We start from the raw sequence: 16,549 nt of genomic DNA, 5'->3' as shown, positions 1-16,549 counted from the left end.
ATTACACAAAGTATTCTGACAAGTGATTAATCCTGAACAGGCTCTTGTCCATGTCGAGCTTAAGCTCATTGACCGTATCATTTGCCAATGACAAGCTATGCTCAATCGCACTTGGAATGCTCTCATCAACAAAGGTATGCGGCAACGCTCCATGAAAACTGCTACGAGATATTTTAATATTGTGTTCGGCATCAACGATTTTGTCAGATGCCAATTCAGCACGAGACGCCCAGATTTGCTGCTGAGCAGGACTAATCCCCTTATCACCAGCGATCCCGACCAGTACGGCCCGATTAGCTATATCTTTAATAACAAGACGTAACTTGGCATCAACTTCAAACTGCAATCGGCATAAATGGGTATTTTTGTTGACGAAACCATAGATATCACATTGGCCCGTTTTGATTTTCTTCTCGAATTCGTCACCATCTACATACACCCAGCGACTATCGCCTTTCTCCTGTTCTGATACTGATGGATTCTGCTGAAGCATAACCAACTTGATCATTCGAGGATTATGATTAACGTTGTAACGTCGAGCCCCGCTGAAATCATACTTGTACCATTCTTTGCGCATCATGCTTTCACGGCTGAATGTTACGCACAAATTATTGGCAATATCGTCATTCAACTCATCAAGAATGGTCTGGGCTTCAGTAGCGCAATGTTGGGACTGCTCTTGGTTGAACGCTTTTTGCAGGGCAAACTCATTGATGATGTCACGGATAACATGCCGAGATTCAGGGCTATGCCACATACAATCTTGCAGCAACATCAAATCCAGCGGATTAATTTCATCTCGCCCATTGTAGAATGCGCTTGCCTTGAGCAAACGTACTGACTTTTTCCAACGGCGATCCGAGATATACAATTCACTCTCATGCGCGTCTTGAGACTCCACCTCTCCGGAGCGAGTCTCTATCATTTGCTTGAGCGTATAGATTTTTTCAAAAATCTCTTCCGACAATTTGACATCGTCGATGTGTTGCTGCCAGTTGTTGTATTCTTCATCGGTAATGGCAAGGCCCGGTTCCAGCTCTTGGATCGTCGGCCCTTCCCCCATCAGCATAGACTTGAAGTTTTGCTTTTCCTGAATACGGTTAACGAATACTCGAACTAGCATCCGGTCATAGAGGGCCTCTAGACCGCTATCTTCTTCAGGTAATTCATTCGACGCGGTAATTAACAACCGCATAGGTACAGGTAACACATCCTGACCATTTTTGAAGGTGCGCTCATTCACTACAGTAAGCAGCGTGTTGAGGATCGCCGGACCCGCTTTCCAAATCTCGTCGAGGAAAACCACCTGCGCCGTTGGCAGATAACCGTCAACTAAACGAACATACTTACCATTGTCTTTCAATTCTTGAATAGAAAGTGGGCCGAACACCTCTTCCGGTGTTGAAAAGCGAGTCATCAAGTAATCGAAAAAACGGCTATTATCGAACGCTTGGATCAAGCGCTTCGCAATCAAACTTTTTGCGATACCGGGCGGACCAAGCAGGAACACACTTTCACCTGCCAATGCGGCTAGCAAGCATAATTTGATCGTTTCTTCGCGCTCATAAACGCCGTTCGAAAGCGCTTTGATCAGTTTCTGGATCCGTTCAGAAACCAGTGCTTTATTAGGTTGTGCGCTTCTTGCCATTGTCAGCATAATCCGACCTCTTCAATTGCCATATCCCTGTGCCAAAGCACTTAATTCAGGATAGACACAAACTATAACGTGTTACAACGATGTTACCTGAAATAATTTGTAACATCTCTTATATATCAAAGAGAACTCGCAGGCTCTAGATAGAAATCTATGATTCCAATAATGACCTCATCACACATAACCTTTTGTATCAGAAATACTTGTCCTCTATAATCTTGGCTTTATGGATACTTTTGCTAAATCATGATGTTTAGTGCATGTTTTTACTACCTTGCACTGAGTAAAAGAGCGCTTTAATTTGAACTTTAATGAAACTAGGTCCACTACTAACAAACCTCGCACAGCCAACAAAAGTAATACGTCACTATTCAATTATGAGTCAATAAAACCACATTCACCCACCCTATTACCTATAAAGAAATGACCGAAATTAGACTTCACCTTCTCGTTTTGTAAACACCTTGTATACCTTCACCTCTTTTTGTCATTATGACATACACCTTATAAGCATTAGATGTTGCTATGAACTCACTGTCACAGCTTCCAACCCGACTGACGATCATCGTTTGTATCGGCATTTTGTTATCAGCCCTTGTCCCATCAAATGGCCAGCTTGATATTATTGTTTCACTCCTTACTCTCGTTTTAATTGTGATGCTTCTACGGGAAGATTTCGGGCAAGAGATGCGCAGCTGGATGATGCTGGCTTTAGGCACTTATGCTATTGGGGTGTTGGCTGATATTATTGACGAGATACCAGAGCTCAATAACCACTGGCTTGTCGATTCTACCGATGACATTTTTATGCACATCGGTGTGTTTTTGATTTGCTTCTGCTTTATTAAGCTGATCCACCAGCGGCGAGATCTCATCGGTAAATTACACAGTCAAATTACTCTCGCCAGAAAGCTAGAAAGTAAACTGAGCCGACAAGCCTATGAAGATCACCTCACAGGCCTATTTAATCGACGCGCTTTGTTTCGTCAATTTGACAAAATGGCCATCAACCAACAACGCGGGATATTGGCATATATCGATATCGATAACTTTAAGCATGTTAACGATTATTTTGGCCACAGAAACGGCGACGAAATTCTCTGTGAAATCGCCAAACTTCTTCTGCACACAGCCCCCACGGGCAGTAAGATCTACCGGATAGGCGGTGATGAGTTTGTCGTTCTGCTGCCAAGCGAAGATCCACACCCGTGTCAGATATGGATTAACCAGTTATATGAGATTTCAGACCCACTGCGTACAGAATACCGAATTGATTTGAGCGTCGGCCTCTCACCGTATTACCCGGGTAATCTCAGCGACCCCGATGCGATTTTAGCCAAAGCTGACCGAGCGATGTATCAAGAAAAGCTAAATAAACAACTGACCCCATAATAGCCAATATACCCAGCGCACTCACCGCAATGATAACGAACATGATTGGAGTGCGCTGGTAGACACAAACTAGCTAACAACCGGGTAACGATAAGTACTTCCCCATTCCGTCCATGAACCATCATAAACGGTAAGATTATCGCGACCGGACAACTCTGCAGCCAACGCCAAAATGCAAGCTGTTACACCTGAGCCACAACTAAAAATCAACTGTTGCTGTGGATCACTCAACGCATCAAATCGCTGTTTGATCTGTACTACCGGTAAGAAATAGCCATCTTTGAGTAACTGGCTGGATGGCAAACTTTTTGCCTGTGGCATATGACCACTTCGAACACCGGCTCGCGGTTCTGGTTGCAAGCCATAAAAGCGAGCTGCCGGGCGAGCGTCAAATATCTGCGTATGATGATCAGCCAACCGTAACTGTAGCTCATCGCCCCCAATCACCCACTTGGCTTGCAAGGCAGCGGTAAATAATCCTGGTGATGGTAATGTAGACTCACCTGTTTCAATTACCTCCCCTGCGGCTTCCCATGCCGGTAACCCACCGTCAAGTACCGCCACAGCTGAATGTCCCATAGCCCGAAACATCCACCACACTCGAGGAGCGGAAAAGACCCCTTGGCTATCATAAACAATAATCGTACTGCTGTTGCTAATACCTAATTTGGCAACTTCCGTGGCAAACAATATTTCAGAAGGCAGCATATGGGGCCAAGGCGAATCAGGCTGGGCAATCTTCTTATCAAAATCAAAATACCGAGCACCGGGTATTCGTTTTATTTTCCATTCTTGTTCCCCGTCGCGTTCAGCCCCTGGCATAAACCAGCTAGCATCCAACACCACAAGATCGGGCTCGGCGAGATGTTCGCTTAACCATGAAACTGATACCAATGGTGAGTTTAATACAAGTGACATTTCGACATCCTTACTTACAGTAAAAATTTATATTTTGCCTTTGCTTCACATTTCCCTCTTAACAACCCTCTAGAAAATACTGATTCAGTTATCATTGCGATAATAGTTACATCAAAGGATTGTTCATGAACCCACTTACATTAGCATTGGCCGCGGGCTCTGTGCTTTTCGTACCCTGCGTTTCTGCATTTAATGCAGGTAGCTTCGCATTTTCCATCGACAACGACGGTATCGTAGGTACTGACCAGAATTATACCAATGGTGTATTTTTCGAATACAACTCTGCATCAACATTATCACTAGAAAATGATGCACCAATCCCCTTTGCTTACATCGCAAACTGGCTTCCACTGGATGAAAATAGGTCTAAAAACTGGAACCTACGACTCGGTCAGCAAATGTGGACCCCTGAGGATATCGAGGCCAATAGCCCCCCTGACGGTGAGCGTCCCTATGCCGGCCTCCTTTTCCTCGAAGGCGGTATCCGACAATTCTCACCACTCTCTGTCGATAAATATAACCTTATGATTGGCACTGTCGGTCCCAATGCCTTTGCCGAAGATACCCAAAAATTCATCCACAGTATTATCGGCTCCGACGATCCGATGGGCTGGGACACCCAAATCGACAATCAACTCGTCTTCAACCTTGGCTACGAAGGGCACCGTCTATTAACTCGAGACAAAGCCTGGGCAATGGACGAGTATGATCTCAGCGGAATAGCCCGAATCAATGCGGGTAATTACCAAAGTGAGTTAGCTGTCGGCGGGGTAATACGCTGGGGGACACAACTCGCCAATAATTTCGGTACAACTGGCTTTACGCCGGGAAAATACGTCGACAGTAGCGTGCTAGCCAACAGTCCAAGCGGCTATTTTGTGTTTACAGGGATAGAAGGACGCTACCGCTTCAACGATATCACTATTGATGGCGACAGGCCGACAACAGCACCAGAAACACATGTCGAAAATTGGCAGGCAACAGCCATTATTGGGGCCGTTTACTATCAACCCTCATGGGGGGTAAGTCTTAGCCTTGCTTCTAGCACGCCTGAATTCGAAGAAGACAAACACAGTATAAGTACAACAGGCTCTCTCGAACTATTCTGGCGATTCTAACTAGAAAAATCCCCAAGTTTGATCAAACTTGGGGATAGATAATTAAGCGACAACCTGTACCAGAGCTGATATGCCCCTTTGCTCAAATTGCTCTGACTGAGCCATCAGTGCGATTTGATCGGGGCTATAACGCTCACCATCATAAACCACCACAATACTTGTATCATCTGGTTTCAAGAACGTTGTTTCACCGTATTCGGTATAGCGAGTCGCTCCAATACTAATAACCGCTTGCTGCGGATAGCCAGCATTCTCAAGGTGCATTGCAATATGTTCTGTTGGACCAACATCCTGTTGGTTATTCATTCGGTCGACAATCCAATCCAAGAGTTTTTGATGGAAATAGCTATAACCAACAACTGGGCTATCCTCACCGTATTTAGCCATCACCCCATCACGCTTATGGAAGCTGGCAATACGGTAGCTATCCAATGTTCCGCCGGGTTGCAAGTGGTCAAGTGGCAACACCTGAGCCGAGATCCCCTTTGTCGAGGCACCCCAGTTTTTCTTTTCGCTAATCTTCTTTGCGCCCGGTTTACGAATTGAGCAATCGTTATAAGCGGCAAATTGTTTTGGATACAAGGCGACCACTTCACTGCCCGCATACTCTATATCACAGATCAGAGCGACTTCAGGCTCAATCTGCAAGTTATCGGCATCATTTGGCGTCACGATAGTATCTGATGACAGTGGGTAAGCGGCCAAAAATCCCGCTTGCTCAGCCGGAACATAAAACGGAAAAATAGCTTTTGGCTGAACAGCCTCATTAACTTCTACTGCAACAAAATCTTTGTCTTCTCCGGCTTGTTCAAGATGGCCGGCAAAATTTCCCGCAACCCCAAAGCCGATAACGTGCTTATACGCCATATAATGCAACTCTTTGTAATGTAAACAGATGACTTAAATAAACCGCCAGTATAACGTGCTACTTATCGAAATTCGAACTGCAACAACTCACTCTTTGCAGCAGATCACTTTTGGTTCTCACTTATACGCAATAACAAGGCCGCACCCCATCACTGATGAAAAAATAACCTTTACCACGGTATTTTGCTCAATAAAGCAATTTTTTGATTGGAACGATATAAGAAATTTATTAAGATCCAAATGGAAATAAAACAACGTTCAGTAATTTCAACAGCACCAAGACTAAAAAATATAACCACCAATAAATAGCGAAAAGATATTCAGGATGAAAAAACTCATACTTAGCCCAATCGTGCTTGCCTTAGCATGCACTAGCCTTAACGTCACAGCCTCTACCGAGATTCAGCCTCGCGTATTAAACGGTTCAGAAATTAGTAAAATTAATAACAATCTACTTCCGTGGCAGGCTGCGATGGTCATGCAGTCAGAATTTGACTTTTCTACTCGTTCAGGATGCGGAGCTGTAGTCATCAGCGATACTTGGGCTGTCACGGCTGCCCACTGTATCATTCCTGCTATGACCGACATCCTGATTGCTGGAACCCACCACATTCCTAATGCCAACGGCGATGCCGCCAACATTGACGGCAAATATAAGTTCAACATTATCCGGAAAATCGTCCATCCTAATTTTGATTTGAGCATCAGCGCCAATGATGATATTGCGTTGCTTCAGGTTGACCGGTCAATGATGGAGGTTGCCAAACCAATCAAAGTAGCGACGGCTGACGAGCAGCACCTCGCCAATCAGGCTTTTGACAATACCTGGACACCTTCTGCCTTTTCCAAAGCGAATCTCATTGCATCCGGCTGGGGGGCCTCACAACCATATTTCACTCAACCGGACGAACTCATGGTGGTTAAGCTGGCGGGGATCCCCATCAATAGCTGCAAGCCAACCTACTCTCTTGATGCAAATTCACATTTTGTCTGTGCGGACAGCAACAATCCTGACATCAAAAAAGATGTCTGCCGCGGTGACTCAGGCGGCCCACTGGTATGGCAAAATCCAAACCATGCCAGCGACAGCGATTTCGGTCTGCGGGTAATTGGCGTAACCAGTAATGGCCCTTACTGTGAGCCGAAGAATGCCGGTATGCCACAGGCCCAATACAATGGCCTATATACCGAACTGGCAAGCTATTACCCATGGATTGAGCTAAAAACAGGGTTAGATCTTGCTGCAGTTCCAGCCTCCTCATTCGATGCTGACCCATTCATCGCCATACCCGACACCAAGCCAGCGGCCAAAAAGAACACCGGCTCATCCGGCGGCGGTAGCATTCCTCTGATGGCTCTGGCTGCGCTCGCTGGCTTGGCTCTTTTGCGCCGCAAAAAATAAGCAACCTTATCAATCAGCATGGGATAACCCTGAAAACAAAAAGCTCCCTTACGGGAGCTTTTTTCTATTTAGCGTTTAGTTCGCTGTCATCTTCATCATCGATTGGAATCAAGCGCGTTGATCCACCATGAAACTTCTCGCGCTTGCGCTGCACCAAAGCGAAGAAACCAGGGATAAGGAAAGTACCGGCCAACAGCACGCACAGTAGACCGCCGGTAAGCGATATCCCCAATGAGTTCTGGCTGATATGGCCTGCGCCCGAGGCGAAAATCAACGGCATAATACCGAGAATGAACGACCAAGATGTCATGTTCACCGCACGGAAACGCAATTTACCACCACGCACCGCCGCTTTTTCGATATCCAACTCTTTCTCTTCACGCTCTAACTTGGCAAATTCCACAATCAATATGGCATTCTTCGCGGCAAGCGCGATCAATAGCACTAAGCCTATCTGGGCATAGAGATTGAGCGGCGTTCCAGTTATGGCCAAAGCAAGGAACGAACCCAAAGTTGCCACAGGCACCACCAATATGATTGCCAGCGGTATACTCCAGCTCTCATACTGCGCAACCATGAACAGATAGATAAAGATCAATGCCAAGGCAAATGCGTAAATAGCCTGATTGCCCGCCTTCACTTCCTGATAGGCCATACCAGTCCATTCAAACTGATAACCTTGCGGCAGCACTTCAGCGGCAACACGTTCCATCGCGGCAATAGCATCTCCGCTTGAGTAACCCGGTGCCGGACTTCCCTGAATTACCGCAGAGCGATACATGTTATAACGCCATGCCACATCCGGTTCGAACACCTGCTCTACCGTCGTTAGGGTACTCAGTGGAATCATCTCTCCCGAGCTAGAACGTACGTGGAAGCGCTCCAAGGTATCAAGGCTATCCCGGTAATCGCTGTCTGCCTGTACCGTTACCCTGAAATTCTTGCCATATAGCGTGAAGTCATTCACGTACATAGAACCGAGGTTACCCTGTAGCGTCTGGAAAATCTCAGTGAGTGGGATCCCCAGTTGCTTGGCTTTGACACGGTCAACATCAATATAGAAATGCGGCACGTTGGCACGGAATGTACTGAAGGTAAACTGGATTTCGGGTTGCTGATTCGCCTTCTGGATCACCTCTCCCATCACGTTGGCCAAATCAGTCCGGCTGCGCCCTAGGGTATCTTCAAGCACAAACTCGAACCCCGATGCAGCCCCCATCCCCGGAACAGCTGGCGCCCCCATTGCAAAGACAATCGCCTCGGACAACTCCATGGCGGCGCGGCCGTTAATACGGTTGGCGATAGCAGCCGATGAATGATCGCCATCCATCGCGTTACGTACATCCCAGTCCTTGAGTTTGATAAACAATGAAGCACCGTTGGATGCAGCCGCACCGGTCAAGAACGCATAACCATTGGCGACTGTGATACCGTCAATTCCCGGCTCACCTTCCAGAATCGTCTGAAGTTTCTTGGTTGTTTGCTCAGTCCGGGACAACGACGCCGAATCAGGCAACTGAACGTTAACCAGCAAAATACCTTTATCTTCTGTCGGTACAAACGCCGTCGAGGTTGTTTTCGACAAGAAAGTCACGGCACCGACTGCCAAGGCAAAGAACGCCATCAACAAGGTCACCTTACGGACCATGAAGCCAGCAATAGCACCGTATTTAAGCGTCACTTTCTCCAAGCCACGGTTAAATACAGAGAACCAGCGCGATGTATTGTCCCCACCTTGCTTCAGCACCAAAGAACACAGTGCCGGTGAAAGTGTCAATGCATTGATTGATGAGATCACCACCGAAATACAGATGGTCAGCGCAAACTGACGGTACATGATACCGGTGATCCCCGGCAACATGGCCACAGGGAGAAAGACGGCCAATAGCACCAAGGTCGATGTAATGATCGGGCCGGTCACCTCTTTCATTGCCATCAAGGTGGCTTTACGTGGTGTTAGGCTAGGATCACGCTTCATAATGGTATCGACGTTTTCGATAACCAAAATCGCATCATCCACCACAATACCAATGGCAAGGATCAGGCCAAACAAGGTCACGGTATTAATCGTAAAACCTGTCGCCAGCATGATTGCAAATGTACCGATCAAAGAAACCGGGATAGCAACAACCGGAATCAAGGTTGAACGCATACTGCCCAAAAATAGATAGGTCACGGCAATAACCAACAAAATGGCTTCGATCAGGGTTTTGACCACCCCTTTGATCGACTCAGATACAAACAGCGTTGTATCGTAGCTGGTTTCGTAACTCATCCCTTCAGGAAAGTCTGCACTCATTCGTTCAAGCAGATCCATGACTGCCTGACCACTTTCTAATGCGTTAGCATCAGATTGTAGGTTCAAAGCTACGATTGATGCAGGCTGATTGCGGAATAAGCCATTACCGTCATAGAACTTTTTACCCAGCTCTACACGGGCCACATCCTTGAGGTAAACCATCGAGCCATCGGTATTGGCACGCAGTACCACATGCTCGAACTCATCAACCGTTTCCAAGCGTCCTTTGGTCACAAGGTTGAACTGCACTTCTTGAGCATTGTTATACGGTGGAGCACCAACCTTACCAGCCGCTACCTGTACGTTCTGCTCTGACAGTGCTGCATTGATATCGGATGTGGTCAACCCCAGATTGGCCATTTTCTCTGGATCCAACCAAACCCGCATCGCGTATTCACCGCCACCGATAACATTGACCTCACTGATCCCAGTAACACGGGCCAGCTGATCTTTCACATTCAGATTAATGTAGTTAATCAGGAACTTGTCATCATACTTGCCATCTGGCGAATAGAAGTTCAGTACCATCAATAGATCGGGTGAGCGTTTTTTCACCGTCACGCCCACCATCCGCACTTCAGCTGGAAGTTTGGATTCGATCTGGGCGACACGGTTTTGCACGTTAACCTGTGCCATATCCGGATCAGTACCGATATCAAACGTCACGTTGAGACTATAGGAACCGTCATTGGCACTTTTTGACGACATATAGATCATGTTTTCAACGCCATTGACCGATGCTTCAATTGGATCGGCAATCGCCTCTTCAACAACTTCGGCACTCGCTCCCGAGTAATATGCCGTCACACCAACCGAAGGCGGACTAATTTTCGGATACTCCGCCACCGGCAGATTGAGCAGCGCAATGGCACCGGCCAGAGTAAGTATGATCGAGATAACCAGCGCAAATTTAGGACGCTGGATAAAAAAGCGACTTAACATAATTACCCTTGTGCCTCTTTTTGTTCCAGCTTAACCGTCATACCGTTACGGACACGCTGGAGGCCTTTAGTCAGTACTTGATCATCGGCAGTAATGCCTTGTGCGATAATCACTCCGTGTTCAGTCTGTGGACCAAGAATAACGTTGCGACGCTCTGCAACATTTTCATCTTGCAGTACCATCACAAAATCACCTTCCAAATCACTTTGAACAGCACGTCGTGGAATAACCAAACGCTGAACCGGAGTCTTCTCACGTAAGAAAACCTGTACATGTTGGCCCGGCAACAAGGCTTGATCGGGATTGGCAAAACTTGCGCGCATGGCAATAGTGCCGGTGTTCAAATCAATTCGGTTACCGACAAAATCCACTTCACCAAGTACTGGATACTGCTTGCCGTTGGTCAATGTCATCACAACTTCGACTTCGTTGCGTCCTTTGCCTGAACCATCTAGCGTATCAATCCCAAAGTCCAATCGCTGGCGTTCACTCATGTTAAATGTTGCATGAATGGGGTCTAGGCTAACCAAGGTTGTGAGCACGCCCGAGCTTGGTGAAACCAAGTCACCAATGCTGACTTGACTGTCGCTGATACGACCAGAGAACGGAGCGGTTATTTGGGTATAGGATAAATCGACCTCAGCCGATTTCACCTGCGCTTTAGCCAACTTAAGTTGCGCTTCGGCATTGAGTTTTTCAGCGGTTAGGCGGTCAAACTCGGACTGGCTAATACTGCCCTTTGGCAACAAGTTATTGCCGCGTTCCCAATCCAAGTTTGCCCGCTTAAGCGTTGCCTCAGCCTGTGAAATCGATGCATTGGCACTAGCAAGGCGAGCCTCATAGGCAGCAGGCTCAATTTCAAACAATAACTGGCCTTTTTCAACCCAATCTCCTTCGGTGAATAACCGAGACTTCAGATAGCCTGACACTTGTGCTGTTATGGCGACATCTTCGTACGCCTCAGTTCTACCGACAAATTGCTTGCCTTGCTGGTAATCAATAACTGTCACAGGCTGCGCTGAAACCAACGGGCTCATTCCTGCAGCTGGTCCAGATGCCTTATCCCCACACCCCGTCAGCAAGACTGAACTTACCATGGTTGCGATTATCAGTTTTTTCTTCATATGCCGACCCAAATCAGATGATGTAACAAATAATATTTGTTCTTGTTAATCCCAAACTAATACCATTATCTTTCGCCAATATTTATCTTGAGAGAAATATGGCGCAACTGGCTTTTTTTAGTAGACTAAAAATTACCATTATGCCTTTAATACAAGCTGAACAATGCCCAGTAATAAAAGCAATATACTGGGCTTGTGTATCAAAATGTTTCAAATGATGTATTTGTTTATCTCATTCTCTTCTGAAAATTGAATTAACTTTCAACTCAATCAGTTACATGGATGCATTTATTCCTAAAGGGTATTTATATGGATTATTTCCCAGTTTTCCTGGCAATTAAGGATAAGAAAACAAGCGTAATTGGTGGTGGAGAAGTCGCGTGCCGCAAAGTTGATTTATTACGAAAAGCAGGCGCGAAAATATCTATTATTTCCCCGTCACTTCATCCCTATTTAGCAACACTAGCTAAGACCGGAGCAATTGACTGGATTAACAGTATCTATACACCTGATTTACTCGAGGGAAGCTGGCTGGTATGGGCAACCACAGACAACAGCACGCTGAATCAACAAATTTGTGACGATGCAGCACGCAGAGGCATCTGGGTGAACGTGGTAGACGACAAAGATAAATGCCAGTTTATTACCCCGTCGATCATCGATCGCAGCCCGATTCAAGTTGCCATATCAAGCGGAGGGGCATCCCCTGTTCTAGTGAGGTATCTACGGGAGAAATTCGAAACAACCCTCCCACAAAACTTAGGCATGATAGCCAATTATGCCGGACAGCAGCGTGACAGGATAAAATTTACTTACAATAGCGTTGATGAGAGAAGACGATTTTGGGAACACTTTTTACGCCACCCACAAGTAGAGGCAGTTAAAGACGAAGCCACACTAGAAACCCTGTTTAAGCTGTTGCTCGACTCCGACTCTATCAGTAACGGAGCTGCCCTCTACCTGATTGAGACCAACCATGATCCTGAACGCCTCAGTCTAAAAGCACTCCGACTGATGCAACAATCCGAAATGGTGCTCTTCCCCGGTGATGCCGATGATATTTTTGTCGATTTATGCCGGCGTGACGCAGAGCGTATGCCATATACTCTCAATAACGTTGCCGAACTAGTGGAAACATCACTGGATGAAAAATACCGAATCTGTATCTTAATCGACAAAGCAGAAACAGCATCCGTCATCAGCGCGATAGAAGAAACCGTCACCCTTGAGACTCATGTTGAACACGTCAGCTGCCAATAATCTTTACAGGCAAAAAAAATGCCGCTTTAAGCGGCATTTTTTATAAGTTGTTAACGCTTAGTTCTCTTCGCAGAGTTCGGTATCCGGCTTGTTGAGCGTCTCTTGCAACCACACCCCGCTTGCCTTCATTGCAAAGCCAAACACACCGCCGAGTAACAGCGATGGAACCACTAACTGCCAATCCCCAGCTGCGGCAAATGTCGCACAAGAACCAATAAAAGTACCAGGTATGTAGTTAAGAATATTATGTTTGGCCTGAATGCACATAAAGAACGCCACCACAGCTGTGACAACGTAACCAACAATATCAATGCCAACCCACGTAGACAGGTGAATAATCACCATTGCCCAAAATACGCCACTAAGGTTGGTTGCAATACTCAGCCCTAGGCCTTTCAGACCGTCTTTTGGCGATGCAAAGTAACTCGTGCACCCCAAAAAACCCGCCCAAGACAATAAGCCCAAAGACACGGCTACCCAGCCCCATACACCAGATAGAATCCCCGTTGTGATCGCGATTGCTGCTAACACTGACATGACAGTTCTCAATTACCTTTAAATTGGAAACAGTTTATCGAATCATTAACGGCAGTAAATAGATCAAAATCACCATTTTAATGAAAAAAATACTAACAACACACCAAATACGTGATAAATACCACACTAATAGTCATATACAATCAACTACAAAGAATTAATACTGTTCCTCACAATAAACCCAGCGTTTACAGTAATAAACAATCAATCTCAGATAATCTTGCTGTAGCTTGGTCAATAGCGTTTAGTGCATAATATTATGAGTATTCCCCATCCCCCCAAGGAGACTTCATGGGACCATTAATGCTCGATATCGCAGGCTATGAGCTGACAGCTGAAGACCGCGAAATCATTGAACATCCAACGGTTGGTGGCATCATCTTCTTTGCCCGCAACTATCATGATAGAAAACAGCTTAGAGCATTAACTAAGGACATTCGCCAAACCGCCAAGCGGCCTTTACTTATCACCGTGGATCAGGAAGGTGGTCGAGTACAGCGCTTCCGTGACGAGTTCACCTTACTTCCGCCCCCACAGGCATTTGCCGAGAGCCTTAATGGCCTTGAATTGGCACAGGAAGGCGGTTGGCTAATGGCCGCTGAATTACTGGCTATGGATATTGACCTCAGTTTTGCACCGGTTCTTGATCTTGGTTTTGACTGTAAGGCAATTGGCGATCGCGCATTTTCAGATAAACCAGCAACGGTTGCCCGCTATGCCGCGGAATTTATCAAGGGTATGAAGCTTGCTGGAATGGCAGTAACAGGCAAACATTTCCCAGGTCATGGTGGGGTCATAGCAGACTCTCATCTCGAAACACCTTATGATCCTCGTGATATGATCAAAGAGCACGACATGACTGTCTTTAAAGCGTTACTAGAGCAAAACTTGCTTGATGCGATGATGCCAGCCCACGTTGTATTCAATCATTATGACAGTGCCCCCGCTAGTGGTTCTGAATACTGGTTAAAGACCGTGCTGCGGACTGAACTTGGTTTTGATGGGGTGATCTTCTCTGACGATCTCAACATGAAAGGTGCTGACGTACTCGGCAGCTACAGTGAACGAGCGATTGCGGCCCAACAAGCCGGATGCGATATGGTTTTGTTATGTAACAACCGTGAGGGTGCTATTCAGGCTCTTGATGGTTTACCACAAGCCCAAGTAAAACGTCTCGAAACACTACTTAAAAAGCCAACCGGTGAGTATCGTGATCTTATCGCCACTCGAAAATGGCAAGAAACCTCTGAGCGCATTGGCCGCCTAAGCCAAGAATGGAAAGAAAAGCACAGCTAATTTTCCTCCTCTAGGATACAAACGGTTCAGGGCAGCTCAGTACTGCCCTTTTTTATCCCCATCTCTTATCTCTGCCCCTCATAACAAATGCAACCTCACTCACATATCAATAAAGCATAAATAAAAGACGTTGATTTCCATAGGAAACTCTCAATATAGTTTAGACACAAGCTGCATACCTATAAAGAGAGTCAGTATGGATACTAATACTCCGCTTCTGAACATCCGCACAATCAAGCCCCGTGACTATGACGAACTTGCTGCACTGATGAACCTTGTATTCAAAGATGTGGGGGGAGCATGGCCGCAAATGACAATCATGGACTTGATCCACCAATTTCCTGATGGCCAGATCTGTATTGAAGATAACGGAAAAATCATAGGTGCAGCCCTAACCATCAAGGTGGAATACAACCGCTTTTCACTCCCACATATCTATACCGATATAATCAATGAACAAAATATCATTCAGCATCAGGCTAACGGTGATGCGCTGTATGGATTAGATGTCTTCGTCCACCCCGATTACCGTGGCCTCCGGCTCGGTCGACGCCTTTACGATGCCCGCAAAGAGCTTTGCCGCAGCAAGAACCTGAAGGCAATATTGGCGGGTGGAAGAATACCGGAATACCACAAGGTTGCCGACGAGCATTCAGTCATCGAATATTTAGAGAAGGTCAAACGTAAAGAGCTCTATGATCCGATTCTCTCTTTTCAACTTGCTAACGACTTTGATGTAAAACGACTGATGCAGCATTACCTACCCGAAGATGAAAAATCATGTGGTTATGCAACATTACTGGAGTGGAACAACGTTTTTTACGAAGAAGAAACCCCTTCAATTCTGGATGTTGATAAAACAGAAGTACGCTTAGGGATTGTTCAGTGGCAAATGCGCAAGATGGTCTCCGTTGACGACTTAATCGATCAGGCCGAATTCTTCATATCATCACTTTCCAACTATCAGGCGGACTTTGCCCTACTACCTGAATTTTTCAATGCCCCACTCATGGGCTTGAAGCCAAATCACAACTCAGTCGATGCTATTCGCTTCCTCAGCGAGTTTACCGATGAAATCAAACAGCGTTTTTCGCAGCTTGCCGTCACTTACAATATAAATATTATTGCCGGTAGTATGCCGCTGTTAGAAGAGGGACACCTCTATAACGTCTCTTACTTGCTTCACCGTGATGGCAGTATTGATGAACAATACAAACTTCATATCACACCGCACGAAAAACGAGACTGGGTGATAGATGGCGGCGAAAAGGTTCAAGTCTTTGAAACAGATGCAGGTCGTGTCGGCATCCTTGTTTGCTATGATGCTGAATTTCCCGAGCTCGGCAGAATGTTGGCAGAACAAGGCGTCCAAATTATTTTTGTTCCCTTTTGGACTGATACCAAAAACGGATATCTCCGAGTCAGGCTGTGCGCCCAAGCCAGAGCCATTGAAAACGAATGTTATGTTGCTATCGGCGGCAGTGTTGGCAACCTGCCTAGAGTAGATAATGTTGATATTCAATACGCGCAGTCAGCTGTCTTTTCACCGGCTGATATCTATTTCCCCCATGATGCAATTATTGCTGAGGCCAGCCCTAATACTGAAATGATTATTTTCGCAGATGTCGAATTAGATAAACTAAAATACCTCAACACCGAAGGTTCTGTTACAAATCTTCGTCATCGACGATTAGATCTCTATGGCCAATTCACAAAACCGGCAATAGAATAACTAGAGAC

General features: G+C 46.0%; 12 protein-coding genes. 6 read left to right on the top strand and 6 right to left on the bottom strand.

All coding sequences use genetic code 11. The features are described from left to right. Nucleotide 1: 1 nt before the first annotated feature. The gene (locus tag ACSF8X_RS18970; RefSeq protein WP_500852000.1) at nucleotides 2-1,657 is read right to left on the bottom strand and encodes an ATPase RavA domain-containing protein; all 1,656 of its coding nucleotides are present in this window, start codon (nucleotides 1,655-1,657) and stop codon (nucleotides 2-4) included. Nucleotides 1,658-2,179: 522 nt separating this feature from the next. Between ACSF8X_RS18970 and ACSF8X_RS18965 the strand changes: the two genes are divergently transcribed. Continuing rightward, nucleotides 2,180-3,046 carry a GGDEF domain-containing protein gene (locus ACSF8X_RS18965; RefSeq protein WP_047879073.1) on the top strand — a complete coding sequence of 289 codons (867 nt, stop codon included), beginning with the start codon at nucleotides 2,180-2,182 and terminating at the stop codon, nucleotides 3,044-3,046. Between the two features lie 69 nt (nucleotides 3,047-3,115). On the opposite strand, the gene ACSF8X_RS18960 is transcribed toward ACSF8X_RS18965, so the two are convergent. Beyond that, on the bottom strand, nucleotides 3,116-3,964 hold the full coding sequence (locus ACSF8X_RS18960; RefSeq protein ID WP_500851999.1) for a sulfurtransferase: 849 nt from the start codon (nucleotides 3,962-3,964) through the stop codon (nucleotides 3,116-3,118). Nucleotides 3,965-4,089: 125 nt separating this feature from the next. Between ACSF8X_RS18960 and ACSF8X_RS18955 the strand changes: the two genes are divergently transcribed. Further along, nucleotides 4,090-5,082 carry a lipid A deacylase LpxR family protein gene (locus ACSF8X_RS18955; RefSeq protein ID WP_047879075.1) on the top strand — a complete coding sequence of 331 codons (993 nt, stop codon included), beginning with the start codon at nucleotides 4,090-4,092 and terminating at the stop codon, nucleotides 5,080-5,082. A gap of 42 nt (nucleotides 5,083-5,124) precedes the next feature. Here ACSF8X_RS18955 and ACSF8X_RS18950 read toward each other — a convergent pair whose 3' ends face one another. After that, nucleotides 5,125-5,949, bottom strand: coding sequence for a DUF5718 family protein (locus ACSF8X_RS18950; RefSeq protein ID WP_500851998.1), 825 nt, complete (start codon nucleotides 5,947-5,949; stop codon nucleotides 5,125-5,127). A gap of 325 nt (nucleotides 5,950-6,274) precedes the next feature. Here ACSF8X_RS18950 and ACSF8X_RS18945 point away from each other — a divergent pair, with 325 nt between their 5' ends. Further along, nucleotides 6,275-7,351 (top strand): S1 family peptidase, encoded by a 1,077-nt coding sequence (locus ACSF8X_RS18945; RefSeq protein WP_500851997.1) that lies wholly within the window; start codon nucleotides 6,275-6,277, stop codon nucleotides 7,349-7,351. 64 nt (nucleotides 7,352-7,415) lie between these two features. On the opposite strand, the gene ACSF8X_RS18940 is transcribed toward ACSF8X_RS18945, so the two are convergent. Together ACSF8X_RS18940 and ACSF8X_RS18935 are read right to left on the bottom strand one after the other, a co-directional pair. Next, the gene (locus tag ACSF8X_RS18940) at nucleotides 7,416-10,592 is read right to left on the bottom strand and encodes an efflux RND transporter permease subunit (RefSeq protein WP_500851996.1); all 3,177 of its coding nucleotides are present in this window, start codon (nucleotides 10,590-10,592) and stop codon (nucleotides 7,416-7,418) included. Nucleotides 10,593-10,594: 2 nt separating this feature from the next. Then, the gene (locus ACSF8X_RS18935) at nucleotides 10,595-11,716 is read right to left on the bottom strand and encodes an efflux RND transporter periplasmic adaptor subunit (protein ID WP_500851995.1); all 1,122 of its coding nucleotides are present in this window, start codon (nucleotides 11,714-11,716) and stop codon (nucleotides 10,595-10,597) included. Nucleotides 11,717-12,025: 309 nt separating this feature from the next. On the opposite strand from ACSF8X_RS18935, the gene ACSF8X_RS18930 reads away from it, so the two are divergent. Beyond that, nucleotides 12,026-12,976, top strand: a complete 951-nt coding sequence (locus ACSF8X_RS18930) for a precorrin-2 dehydrogenase/sirohydrochlorin ferrochelatase family protein (RefSeq protein WP_500851994.1) — start codon at nucleotides 12,026-12,028, stop codon at nucleotides 12,974-12,976. Nucleotides 12,977-13,033: 57 nt separating this feature from the next. Here ACSF8X_RS18930 and ACSF8X_RS18925 read toward each other — a convergent pair whose 3' ends face one another. After that, complete coding sequence (locus ACSF8X_RS18925) at nucleotides 13,034-13,513, bottom strand: DUF1097 domain-containing protein (RefSeq protein ID WP_047879080.1); 480 nt, start codon at nucleotides 13,511-13,513, stop codon at nucleotides 13,034-13,036. Nucleotides 13,514-13,804: 291 nt separating this feature from the next. Here ACSF8X_RS18925 and nagZ point away from each other — a divergent pair, with 291 nt between their 5' ends. Beyond that, the gene (gene nagZ / locus ACSF8X_RS18920; protein ID WP_047879081.1) at nucleotides 13,805-14,809 is read left to right on the top strand and encodes a beta-N-acetylhexosaminidase; all 1,005 of its coding nucleotides are present in this window, start codon (nucleotides 13,805-13,807) and stop codon (nucleotides 14,807-14,809) included. Between the two features lie 196 nt (nucleotides 14,810-15,005). Continuing rightward, nucleotides 15,006-16,541 carry a GNAT family N-acetyltransferase gene (locus ACSF8X_RS18915; protein ID WP_500851993.1) on the top strand — a complete coding sequence of 512 codons (1,536 nt, stop codon included), beginning with the start codon at nucleotides 15,006-15,008 and terminating at the stop codon, nucleotides 16,539-16,541. Nucleotides 16,542-16,549 lie beyond the last annotated feature (8 nt).

It is taken from the genome of Photobacterium panuliri, assembly GCF_059920555.1.
This window is presented reverse-complemented; position numbering and strand designations above follow the sequence as displayed.